This is a genomic window from Chelativorans petroleitrophicus (assembly GCF_025398195.1).
In the GTDB taxonomy this organism is placed as follows: Bacteria; Pseudomonadota; Alphaproteobacteria; order Rhizobiales; family Rhizobiaceae; genus Chelativorans; species Chelativorans petroleitrophicus.
Map to the genome: position 1 here is coordinate 52847 of NZ_JAODNV010000001.1, position 14134 is coordinate 66980.

The window sequence follows — 14134 nt, forward strand, 5'->3', positions numbered from 1 at the left end:
AGCATTGGAGGCCCAGCGTGTCGCAGCACAACAATGCGCGATCCTGGTTATCAATCTGGACCGCGCGCCCGAGCGATTGGCCTTTCAGCGCGCCCAGGCCAAACATCTCGGAATAGACTTCGAACGGATACCGGCGGTGGATGGGGCGAAGCTCTCCGCTGAAACCTATCACCGATATGCTCGCCGATGGCAGCGTGTCCTGACGCGAAATGAAGTGGCCTGCCTTCTCAGCCATGCGAGATGTTGGGAGCACGTCATCGAACTTGGCTGCAACGCTCTTGTGTTGGAAGATGATGCAGTTCTGGCCGAAGAGCTCCCCGCCTTTCTGAATGAGGCGGCGGCCCTTGAAGGGTGTGTGGTCGTCAATATCGAAACCCGGTGCAGGCGAGCGTTTCTGGCTCGGGAACGTTCGGCATACTCCAGCACGGGTCTTTACGCGCTATTGCGGGCTGTTTCTGGCTCTGCCGGTTATCTGGTCACGCCTGAGGCCGCGGCAATGCTCTTGAAGGGGCTACCCCACAAGGCAGGTTTGGTGGACAATTACATCTGGGGAAAGCGGGATGTTAGGCGTTTGCAGGCAGACCCTGCATTCTGCATGGGGCTGGACGTGATGCAGGCGCATTTCCAATTGGAGAAGACTGCGCTTGCACGTTCCAACATCGCGAATAATGGGCGTTCCCGAGCAGAGAAAATATTGTCCTATTGTCGGCATCCGCTGACGGCTTGGAGAAGAGTGAAGGCGCAGGTCTCTCTTGGGCTTACCAAGATAATATTGCCATGGGTTGTCGCGTGGCGTGTGGTCGCCCCTTACCCATCCATACTAGCCAACTATCAGGCATTAAAAGGCGTGTGCAATGGTTGAGATCACCCTCCCCAAAAACTCCAAGATCCGGCAAGGCAAGGTGTGGCCGAAGCCCGAGGGCGCGACGAATCTGCGTGAATACCGCGTGTACCGCTGGTCGCCGGATGACGGCGAAAATCCGCGCGTCGACACCTACTATGTCGATATGGACGATTGCGGGCCGATGGTTCTCGACGGTCTCATCTGGATCAAGAACAAGATCGACCCGACACTCACCTTCCGCCGCTCCTGCCGCGAAGGCATCTGCGGTTCCTGCGCCATGAACATCGACGGCGCCAATACGCTCGCCTGTACCAAGGGCATGGACGATATTGACGGCGCCGTGAGGATCTACCCGCTCCCGCATATGCCGGTGGTGAAGGACCTGGTGCCGGACCTTTCAATTCCCTACGCGCAGCTTTCCTCCATCGAGCCCTGGCTGCAGACGGTCACGCCCGAGCCCGCCACGGAATGGAAGCAGAGCCGCGAGGACCGGGCCAAGCTTGACGGCCTTTATGAGTGCATTCTCTGCTTTTGCTGCCAGACCTCCTGCCCCAGCTACTGGTGGAACGGGGAGCGGTATCTGGGGCCGGCGGTGCTGCTTCAGGCCTACCGCTGGCTGATCGACAGCAGAGACGAGGCGACGGGCGAGCGCCTGGACAAGCTGGAGGACCCGTTCCGGCTCTACCGCTGCCACACCATCATGAACTGTACGCAGACCTGCCCGAAGGGGCTGAACCCTGCCAAGGCGATCGCTGAGATCAAGAAGATGATGGTGGAGCGGCGGGTCTGATCCGCCGCCCGGGCAGGATGGCGCCTGGCGTCAGATGGGTACGCGGGGCGGCTGCGATGCCGCCGCCTGCAGCCGCTTGAGCGCGATCTCAGCGGCAATGTCATTGGTCGGGCGCTTTTCAGCGTCGGCGGAAAATATCGGCAAGCACGGTCGGGATCGTCGCGACTCTGGACAGGGCCGCGTCCGGATCGTAGCCGCCCGGAGCCAGTTCGCCCGCCACATTGATGAGCCCGCCTGCATTGATGACGTAGTCGGGGGCATAGAGGATACCGCGCTCCATCAGAAGGCGCACATCCGCATGGTTCGCAAGCTGGTTGTTGGCCGAGCCCGCCACGATCGGGGTCTTGAGAAGCGGGATCGTCTTTTCCGAAAGCACGCCGCCCAGGGCGCAGGGCGCGAAAATGTCGGCATCGGCCGAGAGGATTTCCTCTGTGGCTAGGGCCGCAGCACCGAAATCCCTGCACGCCCTTCCACGCGCGCGGCGTCGATGTCGGCAACGGCGAGTGACGCTCCGGCCCGGTGCAGCTTCTCGCAGAGCGCTGAGCCCACCGCGCCCAGTCCTTGTACGGCCACCCTGCGGCCCGTCAGGTCATCCGTTCCGAAGCGATGCTTCGCCGCGGCCTTGATGCCGAGATAGACACCCTTAGCCGTTACGGGAGAGGGATTGCCACTGCCACCCCGCGTTGTGCCCGTCACATTTGGGGTGCGTGCGCGGAGGAAATCGGCGTCTGCGAGCGTCAGGCCCACATCCTCGCCGGTGATGAACTGGCCGTTGAGCGCGGCGAGCATCTCGGCATAGGCGGCGAGCAAGGCGGCGGTCTTGCCCGTCTTCGGATCAGCCATGATCACCGCCTTGCCGCCGCCCAGCGGCAGGTCGGCGATGGCCGCCTTGTATGTCATGCCGCACGAAAGACGCAGCGCATCGGCAAGCGCTTCCTCGAAACTCGCGTAAGGCCAGATGCGCGTTCCCCCGAGCGCCGGGCCGAGCGTGGTGTCGTGAATGGCGACGATGGCCCTCAGGCCACGCTTCTCATCGCGCCCGAGCCAGATGCTCTCGTGATTCTCGAAGGCGGGAAGTCTGGCCGCCTGAGCCGTAATGTCCATGATCGTGAGGCTGGAGGCACCGGCAGGTTGCCTGAGAGTCCTCGCTTCGTAAGCATGCAGCATGGCTTTCCTCCGAATAGCCTATCCGCATGTCTAATTTAGGCGGCCCTGCCGATCTTTGGTTGCGAAGACATGAAGCTCCGCGAACGTCCATTGCGTTCGCGGAGCGCTTTCATTGCGAAACTGTCACGGCGGAGGGGCCTCAGGCGAAGCGGGCCTCCAATGTGATAGGGATCGCCTTGAGCGCCGCCGAAACGGGGCAAATCTCCTTGGCCTTGGCCGCGATTTCCTTGAACTTGGCCTCTTCCATGCCCGGCACTGTGCCGTTGACGGTAAGTGCGCTGCCGCGGATCTCAAAACCGCCACCCTGCTTCGGCTGGAGATCGATCTCTGCCTTGACGTCGAGTGATTCCGCGGGCGTTCCGCCTTCGGCCAGCATGTGGGCGAGCTGCATGGAGAAGCACGCCGCGTGCGCAGCGGCGATCAGCTCCTCCGGGTTTGTGCCGGACCGGCCGGTTTCGTCTTCGAAGCGGGCCTTGAAGCTCAAAGGCAAGCCGCCCAGAGCGCCGCTCTGGGTGCTTTCGAGCCGGCCGGAGCCTTTGGTGAGAGAACCGTTCCAGATAACACTTGCGTGGCGCTTCATCCCTGTTTCTCCATGGGTTCGGTTGTTTGCGGGTTCATATGGCTTCGCCTCGCAGCAGCCGGGGCGTGGCACCGGAAAGCCCGGCCGCTTGACGGATGAAGAAATTCTTCATGCCCGGCATGCGATCGACCAGTCCAAGGCCAATGTCGCGGATCGCCCGAATCGGGGCGAAGTCGTTCGAGAAGAGGCGGTTCAGCACGTCCGTCGTGACGCCCATCTGCACCGTGTCGAAACGCCGCCAGCGTTCATATCGCTGCAGCACGTTGAGTGCGCCGATATCCTCGCCCAGCCGGTCCGCCTCCACCAGCACCTGGGCGAGTGCCGCCGCGTCCTTGAAGCCGAGATTGAGCCCCTGGCCGGCGATCGGGTGAATGCCATGGGCGGCGTCGCCCGCCAGCGCAAAGCGCGGGCGCACGAAATCCCGTGCGAGCGTCAGCCCCAGCGGCCAAGCCCGGCGCGGCCCCTCGACATGGATCTCGCCGAGCTTGAGCCCGAAGCGGATTTCCAGCTCGTGCTCGAAAACGAGGTCGTCTTCCTTGACCAGCCGTTCGGCATCTTCCGTCCGCTCCGTCCATACGATGGAGGAGCGGTTGCCCTTGAGCGGCAGGATGGCGAATGGCCCCGCCGGCAGGAAGTGCTCCTCCGCTCGGCCTTCGTGGGGGCGTTCGTGCGCAACGGTGCACACGATGCCGGACTGCCCGTATTCCCAGCGCACCACATGGATGCCCGCCATGTCGCGCAGTCTTGATTTCACCCCGTCGGCCGCCACAAGAAGGCGCGTGCGGCAGGATGTCTCGTCTGAAAGGCGGACGTCCACTGCGGCCGGCTCGATGTCAAAGGCCTCCGCCGCCACGCCTTGGACGATATCGATCCCGAGCTCCTTCGCCCGCCGGCGCAGGGCGCCGTTCAGATCCCGATTCATCACCATATGCGCGAAAGGTTCGCCGGGCGTGGCCTCACCGCCGAAGGTCAGGAACACGGGGCGGACCGGATCACTCGTGCGCGAATCGGTAATCACCATTTCCGTGATCGGCTGGGCCTCGGCTTCGATCTCTTCCCAGCAGCCCAGCTGCCGCAGCATGCGCACGGCCGCCGCCGCCACCGCCGAGGCGCGTCCGTCGCGCTGCCACACGCCCTCCGGCGCGGCATCGACAACCAGGATGCGCATGCCCGGTCGGGCCTGCCGCAGGGAGACTGCTATGGTGAGCCCCACATAGCCCGCGCCGGCAATCAGAACATCGAAAAGGCCCTGGACGCGCGACTCACCCTTTGTTTCAGCCATGGCTTCGAACTCCGTTCAACACGCCTGCCTTGACTTACAGCCAGTCCTCCGGTTTGTCGGAACGCTGTAAATCCACCGGAGGTCCTTCCCCATGCCGTCCCCGATGCAGGAACTTCTCGACATACTGAATCTGGAACGGCTGGAACACAACCTCTTTCGCGGCCTCAGCCCTCAGGTGGGCTGGCAGCGCGTCTTCGGCGGGCAGGTGATCGGGCAGGCACTGGTGGCTGCGCAGCGCACGGTGAGCGCGGATCGCCATGTGCATTCGCTGCATTGCTATTTCATACTGCCGGGCGATCCCACCGTTCCCATCATCTACGAAGTGGACCGCATCCGCGACGGCGGCAGCTTTACCACTAGGCGCGTGAACGCGATCCAGCACGGTCAGGCCATCTTTTCCCTTGCCGCATCCTTCCATATCGACGAGCCGGGCCTCGAGCATCAACTTCCCATGCCGGAGGGAGTTCCTCCGCCCGAAACCCTGCAGCCACAGCGGGCGTTTCTCACCGCCTTTGGCGACAAGGTGCCCGAGAAGATAAGGCGATACTGGCAGCGCGAGCGCCTGCTGGAAATCCGCCCGGTCAATGTCGAGCATTACACGACGCGGGATGCGCTTCCGCCCTTTCAGCAGGTCTGGATGAGAATGGCCGGTCCCCTTCCGGACGACCGCCATCTGCAGGCGGCGGTGCTTGCCTATCTGTCCGACATGACGCTGCTCGACACGGCCACCTTCCCGCATGGCCGTTCGCTGTTCGATCCGGAGCTGCAGATGGCGAGCCTCGACCATGCCATGTGGTTCCACCGGCCGCACTCGCTCTCCGGCTGGCTGCTTTACACCCAGGACAGCCCATCCACGCGCGGCGCGCGGGGCCTAACACGCGGCAGCATCTATTCGCAGGACGGCGTGCTCATCGCCTCGACGGCCCAAGAGGGGCTGATCCGGCTGCGCACAAAATAGGCAAATTTTGCACTTTGCACATTTTCTAATCACCTGGCCCAGTTGCGCTTCTAGACGCAGGCACGAAAGGTTGGAATTTAGGAAGTAATTTCAAGCAGTTGATTCAAGCATCAGGCATCTGGCACGGCGCTTGATTCCACCTCTGCGTTGCTGGCCGCCCAAGGTCGGGTGACCGGCGGCACATGCAACGCGGCGTGTCCGCCAAGCAGGGGTGAGACCTGATGAAACTTGTGATGGCAATCGTAAAGCCGTTCAAGCTCGAAGCCGTGCGCGAGGCACTGACGGAGCTTGGCATCCAGGGGCTGACCGTCACCGAGGTCAAGGGCTACGGACGGCAGAAGGGGCATACGGAAATCTATCGTGGCGCCGAATATGCCGTGAGCTTCCTTCCCAAGGTCAAGATCGAGGTCGCTGTCGCATCGGAGCTGGCCGAAAAGGCCGTCGATGCGATCGCCAGGGCCGCCAAGACCGGCCAGATCGGGGACGGCAAGATCTTTGTCTACAGCATCGAAAATGCCGTGCGCATCCGCACCGGCGAAACCGACGCCGACGCGCTGTGAGCGCAACCGGTACCTTTCAGGGAGAATGAGATGAGGTTTCCGAGAACCACTATCGCTAGGCTAGCGCCCGGTGCGGCTGCGCTCGCGCTTGGCACTTTAGCCGCGCTTCCTGCCCTGGCACAGGAGGAGAGCGCCGAAGCCGCCGCGGAGGTTGCGGCCGTCATGGACAAGGGCGACGTCGCCTGGATGATGACGGCGAGCCTCCTGGTGCTGTTCATGACCCTGCCGGGTCTGGCCCTCTTCTATGGCGGCCTCGTGCGCGCCAAGAACGCGCTGTCGGTGCTCATGCAGTGCACCATGATTGCGGCGGTGGTCATGGTCATATGGGTGCTGTGGGGCTATTCCTTCGCCTTCGGCGGCGGCACGGGCCCCTTCTGGGGAGGCTTCGGCAAGGTGTTCCTGTCCGGCGTGACGGCCGATTCGATGGCTTCGACCTTTACCGAAGGCGTCGTCATCCCCGAATACGTCTTCATCTGCTTCCAGATGACCTTTGCCGTCATTACGCCGGCGCTGATCGTGGGCGCCTTTGCCGAGCGGATCAAATTCTCGGCGGTGATTCTCTTCACCATCCTGTGGGTGACCTTCGTCTACTTCCCCATCGCCCACATGGTCTGGGATTCTTCGGGCTTCCTCTACAACCTCGGCGCGCTCGATTTCGCAGGCGGCACCGTGGTCCACATCAATGCGGGCATCGCCGCGCTGGTGGGCTGCATCATGGTGGGCAAGCGCACCGGCTACGGCAAGGAAATCCTCGCGCCGCATTCGATGACGCTCACCATGGTCGGTGCCTCGATCCTCTGGATCGGCTGGTTCGGCTTCAACGCCGGCTCCAATCTCGAGGCCACCGGCGGTGCGGCGCTGGCCATGATCAACACCTTCACCGCCACGGCCGGTGCGATCATCGCCTGGAGCGTGATTGAGGCACTGCACCGCGGCAAGGCGTCTATGCTGGGGGCGGCCTCGGGCATCATCGCCGGGCTCGTCGCCATTACTCCAGCCTGCGGCACAGTGGGTCCGGTGGGCGCCATCGTGCTGGGCGCGATCTCGAGCGCGGTTTGCTACTTCTTTGTGGCCGTGGTGAAGAACAAATTCGGCTATGACGACACGCTTGACGTGTTCGGCATTCACGGCATCGGGGGCATCGTCGGCGCACTCGGCACAGGCATCTTCACGGCGCCTTGGCTGGGCGGCACGGGCGGGGACGATTTCTCCATCGCCTCTCAGCTGTGGATTCAGATCGTGGCCGTTGTCGTAACCATTCTCTGGTGCGGAATCCTCTCGGCCATCCTCTACAAGATCGTCGATGCGGTGTTCGGCCTCAGGCCTTCGCCTGAAGATGAGACGCAGGGCCTCGATCTCACCTCGCATGGCGAGGCGGCCTACCACTACTCCTGAAACCGCGGCATCTCCCGCCCGACGGCGGAGGATGCGATTTGGGGCCTGGCGTTGTGCCGGGCCTCTTTTTTACAGTTGAGGGGGAGGCACAGCCGCGCCTCATGAAGCCGAGGCGCCTTCCGCCGGCACAAGGTCCTCTTCAGGCCATCTACTCCCATGGTTAATGCCGCCTTTACCATCACGGTTTTATCTTTCGCCCCGTCCAGGCGCTCTCAGGCGCGCCAACAGTACAGTCGGACGGGGAAATGCGTATGAGTTCCGGTACTTCCGCGGCGCTTGCTGTCTATGGCGGATTCGGTATGCGGCTCTTTCTGCGGCGGCAGGCTGCGCGCGGACTGGGGCTGGTTCTGCTGGTGCTGGCGGCATTCTGCCTGGCGGCGCTGGCCACCTGGAACGTGGCCGATCCAAGTTTCAGCCACGCGACCGACAATCCGGTCACCAATGCCATGGGCTACCCGGGGGCCGTCTTCTCCGACATCGCCATGCAGTTCTTTGGCCTTGCCTCGGTTGTCGGGCTGGTGCCCGCCGTCTTCTGGGGCCTCTTCCTTCTCGCGGCGCGCCCCATCGAGAGGCTGTGGCGGCGCGTCGGCGCGTGGTTTGGCGGCGCCGTTCTTTCGGCGGGCATTGCCGGCTGCGTCGTTCCGCCTGAAACCTGGCCGCTTCCGACTGGCCTTGGCGGTGTCTTCGGCGACATGGTGCTCGCCGCTCCCGCCCTGCTGTCGGGCGACTATCCGACCGGCCTGTTTGCTCTTGTCGTTGCGATGGTTCTTTTTGCGCCCGCCCTCTGGCTGACGCTTTACGGCGCCTGCATCTTTGCCCGTCCCGCCGAAGTCATCGCGCCCGGTCTGTCGGAAGACGACCTCGAAGAGGAAGAGGAGGACGACGAGGAAGAGGAAGACGGTGGCTTCGTTGCTCTGGGCTGGGTGGCGCACTGGTGGCTGTCGCTCAGAGGCTTTTGCCGCCGCCATTTCCTCCGCGCCGACGGCCATTTGGATGAGGAGTATGAGCTCTCCGCGCCCGCTCCCGTTGTCGCGGCGGCCCGTGCAGCCGACGAGCGCATGCGCATCGAGCCCGATTTCGACGAGCCGCAGGCCTATGTCGAGCCGCAGGTCGATGTGCCCGCGGTCCGTGAACCCGCACTCCGTGAGCCCGCGCCCATGCGGGTGGAAAATCCTGCGCCACGGCCTGCGCCCGGCGCGCGCGTGCGCCGCGAAGCGCAGCCCTCGTTCCTGGACTCGGGCGGCTTCACCCTGCCTCCGCTGCATCTTCTTGCCGAACCCAAGGCCACCAGCAAAGATCCGAGCCTCTCCAAGGAAGCGCTGGAGCAGAACGCGCGGCTTCTCGAGGGCGTGCTTGAGGATTTCGGCGTCAAGGGTGAGATCATCCATGTGCGCCCGGGGCCGGTCGTCACACTTTATGAGCTGGAGCCCGCGCCCGGCATCAAGTCCTCGCGCGTCATCGGTTTGGCCGACGACATCGCCCGCTCCATGAGCGCGATCGCCGCGCGCGTGGCGGTCGTGCCCGGCCGCAACGCCATTGGCATCGAACTGCCGAACGCGACCCGCGAAACGGTCTATCTGCGAGAGCTTCTGGCGAGCCGCGAGTTCGAAACCACCAAGGCGCGCCTGGCGCTGGCGCTCGGCAAGACGATCAACGGCGAGGCCGTGATCGCCGACCTCGCCAAGATGCCGCATCTGCTGGTGGCCGGCACCACCGGCTCCGGCAAGTCGGTGGCCATCAACACGATGATCCTGTCACTGCTCTACCGGATGACGCCGGAGGAGTGCCGCCTGATCATGATCGACCCCAAGATGCTGGAGCTTTCCGTCTATGACGGCATCCCGCACCTGCTCACCCCTGTCGTCACTGATCCCAAGAAGGCGGTCGTGGCGCTGAAATGGACCGTGCGGGAGATGGAGGAGCGCTACCGCAAGATGTCCAAGGTGGGCGTACGCAACATCGAGGGCTTCAATCAGCGCGTTCTCGCCGCCAAAAAGAAGGGCGAAAGGATCACGCGCACGGTGCAGACCGGATTCGACCGGGAGACGGGCGAGGCGATCTACGAGACCGAGGATCTCGATCTGGAGCCCATGCCCTGCATCGTCGTCATCATCGACGAGATGGCCGACCTGATGATGGTCGCCGGCAAGGACATCGAGGGTGCGGTGCAGCGGCTGGCCCAGATGGCGCGCGCGGCCGGCATCCACGTCATCATGGCGACGCAGCGGCCTTCGGTGGATGTCATCACCGGCACGATCAAGGCCAACTTCCCCACGCGCATCTCCTTCCAGGTCACCTCCAAGATCGACAGCCGCACGATTCTGGGCGAGCAGGGGGCCGAGCAGCTGCTCGGCATGGGTGACATGCTCTACATGGCGGGCGGCGGGCGTATCCAGCGCGTGCACGGCCCCTTCGTCTCCGATTCGGAGGTGGAGAAGATTGTCGCGCACCTGAAGGCGCAGGGTGTGCCGGATTATCTGGATGCCGTCACCGAAGACGATGGAGATGGGGACGATTCCGGCGGCTTCGCAAACGGTGCCGGCAATCTGGGCAATTCGGACGACCCCTACGATCAGGCGGTTGCCATTGTGCTGCGCCACGGCAAGGCTTCGACGAGCTACATCCAGCGCCGCTTGGGCATCGGCTACAATCGCGCGGCGTCCATCATCGAACGCATGGAGCAGGAGGGCATTGTCGGTCCGGCCAATCACGCGGGCAAACGCGAGATTCTGGTGCCTACCGAGCGGGATCAGGAATAGTTCGGATACGCATGCGGGGCGGGGTCTAATTTCAGCCCCGATGCCGCCCTATCTAATGACCGATGCCACAGATTCCGGAGACCAAGGACCTATGACCATTTTCGCCGAACGTCCCAGCGTTTTCCGCCGCGCGGTTCCGGCGTTCTTCGCTCTAGCCTTTGGTCTGATCGCTTCGGGTGCGGCGCATGCAGCCTCGGACGCCGTCCAGAGGATAGCCGACCATTTCTCCAACGTGCGCACCATGACGGGCGAGTTCGTGCAGTTCGGCCCGCGCGGCGAGCAGACGGGCGGCAAGTTCTATATCGAACGGCCCGGCAAGATTCGCTTCGACTACGAGCCTCCGGCGCGGTTCCGCGTCATCTCCGACGGCACGACCGTGGTTGTGGAAAACCGCAAGATGAACACGGCGGACATCTATCCTCTGTCCAAGACACCGCTGAAGCTCCTCCTGGGCGAGCGCATCGATCTATCCGCCGCGAACGTCCAGAGCGTGAGCGAGGAAGAGGATCTGACGACCGTGCGCCTTGTTGACCGTCAGCTCGGCGTGAATTCGACCATCACCATGATGTTCGATTCCGAGACCTATGATCTGCGCCAGTGGACCATCACCGACGCGCAGGGCAAGGACACGACGGTGATGCTGTTCAATGTGCAGCAAGGCGTTACTTTCGATCCCAGCGTCTTTGCGATCGACTACAGCCGCGTCAACAGGATGGCGCGCGGGGATTTCTGATCTCCTTTCGGTAGTATGGGTGCGGGACGCTTGCCACCGGCGCCGGTGGCAAGCTATGCCGGCTTTGACAAGAAAAGCCGGACGCCTGCCATGCCGTTCAAGATTGCCACCTGGAACATCAATTCCGTTCGACTGCGCCTGCCGATCGTGCAGCGCTTCCTGGAGGAATACCGTCCGGACGTCCTGTGCCTTCAGGAGACGAAGTGCCCGGATGACCAGTTTCCGACGGCTGCGTTCCGCAAGCTCGGCTACAACCACATCGCCATCCATGGGCAGAAGGGCTATCACGGCGTGGCTACCGTTTCGCGCATTCCCCTGGAGACGGTGGAAAAGCGCAGCTTCTGCGGCATCGTCGATTGCCGGCATCTCTTGACCCGGATGCGCGTGAACGGAGGGGACATTCTCCTGCACAATTTCTATGTGCCTGCGGGCGGGGACGAGCCGGACCCGGAGATAAACCCCAAGTTCCGCCACAAGCTCGACTTCATCGAGGAGATGCGTGCGGTTCGTCCGGCTGAGATGGAGAATACGGCGACGATCCTGGTCGGCGATCTCAACATCGCGCCCCTCGAAGCGGACGTCTGGTCTCACAAGCAGCTTCTCAATGTGGTCAGCCATACTCCGGTCGAAACAAGCGGCCTCGAAAGCATGCGCAGCTATTGCGGCTGGGTGGATCTGGTGCGCCGGCACATTCCGCCTGAACAAAAGCTCTTTACCTGGTGGAGCTATCGCGCGCGGGACTGGAATCTGTCCGATCGCGGGCGCAGGCTCGACCACATCTGGTCGTCACCGGGGCTGGCGCCCGCGCTGTCTCGCGTCGAGGTGCTTCGGGAGGCGCGCGGATGGGACCGGCCGTCCGACCATGTGCCGGTGATCGCCGAGTTCGGCTGAGGACGGGCGGTATGGACGAGCGCGCATCCTGCTTCCGTCAGACAAAGGATGGGCTCGAAATTTTCGTGCGCCTCACGCCCAGCTCGTCAAAAGACGCGGTAGAGGGGACCGAGCAGGGGTCGGACGGGCGCTCCTACCTCAAGGCGCGGGTGCGTGCTGTGCCTGAAGACGGCAAGGCGAACCGGGCGCTGGAAAAGCTGATGGCGAAAGGGCTGGGCGTGGCCCAGAGAGATGTCTCCGTCGTGTCCGGGACGACCTCGCGGCTGAAGACGGTGCTCGTTACCGGCAAGGCGCAGGATCTCGTCGCCGGACTAAATGCGATACTCGGTGAAAGCGCACGGGGCGGCGGGTCAGAGGAGGGAGATGTGCCGTGAGATATTTGCCGGTTCTTCTTCCGATCCTTGTTGCCGGAAATGTCGGCGCGGAGGAGATCAAGAGCGCCTATACGGAGTTTGATGCCGAGCGCGACTGCCTCATCGTCGATCATGAGGAAGGCGAGGATTGGGTCCACCTCGTCTGTTCGGGCTATAAGGGCTACCCGGTCTTCCTCTACTACAGCGACGTGCGTGAATCCGCCTTTTACGGCTTTCCGCCTCAGGACGACAGACCGGCATGGGAATCTTTTACGAGCTTCAACAATGCCGGCCAGGAGATCGAGTGGCGCATCGAGATCGATGACGGTCGCGAGATTCCCTTTGCCACCATCCATCGCTGGTTCGTGGCGACAGACCCGGAGAACCCGGCCGAAGACACGGAAGTGCTGGTGGTTCACAAGGTGGGCCAGATCGGAGAGTGGGAGGGCTGCGTCATCGGCCATGTCGTCGCGACCGGCAACAGGAGCGCCAACGAAAAGGCGCGGCAGATAGCCGACGAGCACGCGCGGGATTTCGAATGCGGAATGGATGAGCGGGTGGTCGTATCCGGCAGCGTTCCGCTGCCGGACTTCATCAGCCGATCAAACTGAAGATCGCTATGCCGCCGGCGCCGCCTTTGCCCTTTCGATCGCCTCGGCGATGATGCGCTTTGCCGCCGCGGCATCCATCCAGTCGCCGATCTTCACCCATTTGCCGGGCTCCAGATCCTTGTAGTGCTCGAAAAAGTGCTGGATCTGCTGCAGCGTGATTTCCGGCAGGTCGGTGAAGTTCGTCACATTTTCGTAGCGACGCGTGAGATGCGGGGAGGGCACCGCGATCACCTTCTCGTCCTGGCCGGAATTGTCCTCCATAATAAGGACGCCGATTGGCCGCACATTGATGACACAGCCGGGGACGAGCTGGCGCGTGTTGCAGACGAGCACGTCGATCGGATCGCCGTCGTCCGACAGGGTGTGCGGCACGAAACCGTAATTGCCGGGATAGGTCATGGGCGTGTAGAGGAAGCGATCCACCACCAGTGTGCCCGCTTTCTTATCCATCTCGTATTTGATTGGCTGCCCGCCTACGGGCACCTCGACGATGACGTTCACGTCCTCAGGCGGATTGTTGCCGATGGAAATGGCCTCTATGCGCATTGTCTTTCCGATTTCGGTTGAGCGTTGGCGGCTGCCTAAACGCTCCGCCCGCCGGATGCAATGCGGCGGATCGCCCGTTGAGTCGGCGGGCAAGTCAATCCCAGACGAAGGCGATCTTGCGCAGCGCCTTGCCGTCGAACACCTCCACGCCTTCGGCGGTGTCACGTCCGCCTGCGCGCTGGTAAAACGAGATGGCGCCGGTATTGTCCTCCAACGCCCAGACGACGAGGCCTTTAAGGCCGTGGGCGGCCAGCATCTCGCGCGCGGCATTGAACAGGCGGCGCCCGAAGCCGATGCCTTGATATTCGGGGCTGAGATAGAGCTCGTATATCTCGCCGGCCTGTTTGAGCTGGCGCGCGCGGTTGCGCCCGAGCGTGGCATAGCCCGCGATCTCTCCGCCGACTTCCAACACCAGCACGGTGGCCGAACGCCGGATCGCATTGGCCCACCAGCGGGCGCCCCTGCGGCCGACCATCGCGTTGAGCGCGCGGTAGGGAATGATCCCGGTATAGGCCCCGCGCCAGGAGCGGTCATGCACCGCTGCGATTGCTTCCGCGTCTTGCGGGTCCGCCCGCCTGATGTCGATCGAGAGCGTCTTCATGGTTCGTTAACCATAGCTGCGTCGCACCGCGCATGGCAAGCAGAAGCAGGACCGCGGCCGCAAA

The 14134-nt window shown here is 63.2% G+C and carries 16 protein-coding genes; 10 read left to right on the forward strand and 6 right to left on the reverse strand.

Annotated features, from left to right (window positions below; all coding sequences use genetic code 11):
* The first annotated feature begins 4 nt into the window (after positions 1-4).
* Both NYR54_RS00265 and NYR54_RS00270 read left to right on the forward strand, forming a co-directional pair.
* Positions 5-862, forward strand: coding sequence for a glycosyltransferase family 25 protein (locus NYR54_RS00265; protein ID WP_261513338.1), 858 nt, complete (start codon positions 5-7; stop codon positions 860-862).
* Positions 855-1634, forward strand: a complete 780-nt coding sequence (locus NYR54_RS00270) for a succinate dehydrogenase iron-sulfur subunit (RefSeq protein ID WP_261513339.1) — start codon at positions 855-857, stop codon at positions 1632-1634. Before NYR54_RS00265 ends, NYR54_RS00270 begins: the two co-directional genes overlap by 8 nt.
* Positions 1635-1752: 118 nt before the next feature.
* Here the strand turns inward: NYR54_RS00270 and NYR54_RS19235 are convergent, their stop codons facing one another.
* From NYR54_RS19235 to NYR54_RS00290, 4 genes are all read right to left on the reverse strand, one after another.
* On the reverse strand, positions 1753-2169 hold the full coding sequence (locus NYR54_RS19235; protein ID WP_341484272.1) for a Rossmann-fold NAD(P)-binding domain-containing protein: 417 nt from the start codon (positions 2167-2169) through the stop codon (positions 1753-1755).
* The gene (locus NYR54_RS00280) at positions 2070-2801 is read right to left on the reverse strand and encodes a Glu/Leu/Phe/Val dehydrogenase dimerization domain-containing protein (RefSeq protein WP_261513340.1); all 732 of its coding nucleotides are present in this window, start codon (positions 2799-2801) and stop codon (positions 2070-2072) included. The genes NYR54_RS19235 and NYR54_RS00280 overlap by 100 nt, the downstream gene beginning before the upstream one ends.
* A gap of 139 nt (positions 2802-2940) precedes the next feature.
* Positions 2941-3381, reverse strand: a complete 441-nt coding sequence (locus tag NYR54_RS00285; protein ID WP_261513342.1) for an OsmC family protein — start codon at positions 3379-3381, stop codon at positions 2941-2943.
* Between the two features lie 34 nt (positions 3382-3415).
* Positions 3416-4663 (reverse strand): ubiquinone biosynthesis hydroxylase, encoded by a 1248-nt coding sequence (locus tag NYR54_RS00290; protein ID WP_261513343.1) that lies wholly within the window; start codon positions 4661-4663, stop codon positions 3416-3418.
* A gap of 91 nt (positions 4664-4754) precedes the next feature.
* Here NYR54_RS00290 and tesB point away from each other — a divergent pair, with 91 nt between their 5' ends.
* The 8 genes from tesB (at position 4755) to NYR54_RS00330 (ending at position 12923) form a co-directional block, all read left to right on the forward strand.
* Entirely contained in the window at positions 4755-5621 is an 867-nt protein-coding gene (gene tesB / locus NYR54_RS00295; RefSeq protein WP_261513344.1) for an acyl-CoA thioesterase II, read from the forward strand.
* Between the two features lie 221 nt (positions 5622-5842).
* Entirely contained in the window at positions 5843-6181 is a 339-nt protein-coding gene (locus NYR54_RS00300) for a P-II family nitrogen regulator (RefSeq protein ID WP_261513346.1), read from the forward strand.
* A 30-nt stretch (positions 6182-6211) separates the two neighbouring features.
* Positions 6212-7576 (forward strand): ammonium transporter, encoded by a 1365-nt coding sequence (locus NYR54_RS00305; RefSeq protein WP_261513347.1) that lies wholly within the window; start codon positions 6212-6214, stop codon positions 7574-7576.
* Between the two features lie 251 nt (positions 7577-7827).
* Positions 7828-10335, forward strand: coding sequence for a DNA translocase FtsK (locus NYR54_RS00310; protein WP_261513348.1), 2508 nt, complete (start codon positions 7828-7830; stop codon positions 10333-10335).
* 91 nt (positions 10336-10426) lie between these two features.
* Positions 10427-11068: a LolA family protein gene (locus tag NYR54_RS00315; protein WP_261513349.1), complete on the forward strand. Its 642-nt coding sequence runs from the start codon at positions 10427-10429 to the stop codon at positions 11066-11068.
* Positions 11069-11158: 90 nt separating this feature from the next.
* The gene (locus NYR54_RS00320) at positions 11159-11959 is read left to right on the forward strand and encodes an exodeoxyribonuclease III (RefSeq protein ID WP_261513350.1); all 801 of its coding nucleotides are present in this window, start codon (positions 11159-11161) and stop codon (positions 11957-11959) included.
* A gap of 11 nt (positions 11960-11970) precedes the next feature.
* Entirely contained in the window at positions 11971-12333 is a 363-nt protein-coding gene (locus NYR54_RS00325; protein WP_261513352.1) for a DUF167 family protein, read from the forward strand.
* Positions 12330-12923 (forward strand): hypothetical protein, encoded by a 594-nt coding sequence (locus NYR54_RS00330; RefSeq protein WP_261513353.1) that lies wholly within the window; start codon positions 12330-12332, stop codon positions 12921-12923. Before NYR54_RS00325 ends, NYR54_RS00330 begins: the two co-directional genes overlap by 4 nt.
* 6 nt (positions 12924-12929) lie before the next feature.
* Here the strand turns inward: NYR54_RS00330 and ppa are convergent, their stop codons facing one another.
* Both ppa and NYR54_RS00340 read right to left on the reverse strand, forming a co-directional pair.
* On the reverse strand, positions 12930-13469 hold the full coding sequence (ppa, locus tag NYR54_RS00335; protein WP_261513354.1) for an inorganic diphosphatase: 540 nt from the start codon (positions 13467-13469) through the stop codon (positions 12930-12932).
* Positions 13470-13563: 94 nt separating this feature from the next.
* Positions 13564-14070, reverse strand: a complete 507-nt coding sequence (locus tag NYR54_RS00340; protein WP_261513355.1) for a GNAT family N-acetyltransferase — start codon at positions 14068-14070, stop codon at positions 13564-13566.
* Positions 14071-14134: the final 64 nt, after the last annotated feature.

Coding starts and splice junctions, on each gene's coding strand:
- ppa (WP_261513354.1), bottom strand. CDS start 13,469: ATGCGCATAGAGGCCATTTCCATCGGCAACAATCCGCCTGAGGACGTG.
- NYR54_RS00315 (WP_261513349.1), top strand. CDS start 10,427: ATGACCATTTTCGCCGAACGTCCCAGCGTTTTCCGCCGCGCGGTTCCG.
- NYR54_RS00340 (WP_261513355.1), bottom strand. CDS start 14,070: ATGAAGACGCTCTCGATCGACATCAGGCGGGCGGACCCGCAAGACGCG.
- tesB (WP_261513344.1), top strand. CDS start 4,755: ATGCCGTCCCCGATGCAGGAACTTCTCGACATACTGAATCTGGAACGG.
- NYR54_RS00270 (WP_261513339.1), top strand. CDS start 855: ATGGTTGAGATCACCCTCCCCAAAAACTCCAAGATCCGGCAAGGCAAG.
- NYR54_RS00300 (WP_261513346.1), top strand. CDS start 5,843: ATGAAACTTGTGATGGCAATCGTAAAGCCGTTCAAGCTCGAAGCCGTG.
- NYR54_RS00325 (WP_261513352.1), top strand. CDS start 11,971: ATGGACGAGCGCGCATCCTGCTTCCGTCAGACAAAGGATGGGCTCGAA.
- NYR54_RS00310 (WP_261513348.1), top strand. CDS start 7,828: ATGAGTTCCGGTACTTCCGCGGCGCTTGCTGTCTATGGCGGATTCGGT.
- NYR54_RS00320 (WP_261513350.1), top strand. CDS start 11,159: ATGCCGTTCAAGATTGCCACCTGGAACATCAATTCCGTTCGACTGCGC.
- NYR54_RS00285 (WP_261513342.1), bottom strand. CDS start 3,381: ATGAAGCGCCACGCAAGTGTTATCTGGAACGGTTCTCTCACCAAAGGC.
- NYR54_RS00280 (WP_261513340.1), bottom strand. CDS start 2,801: ATGCTGCATGCTTACGAAGCGAGGACTCTCAGGCAACCTGCCGGTGCC.
- NYR54_RS00290 (WP_261513343.1), bottom strand. CDS start 4,663: ATGGCTGAAACAAAGGGTGAGTCGCGCGTCCAGGGCCTTTTCGATGTT.
- NYR54_RS00305 (WP_261513347.1), top strand. CDS start 6,212: ATGAGGTTTCCGAGAACCACTATCGCTAGGCTAGCGCCCGGTGCGGCT.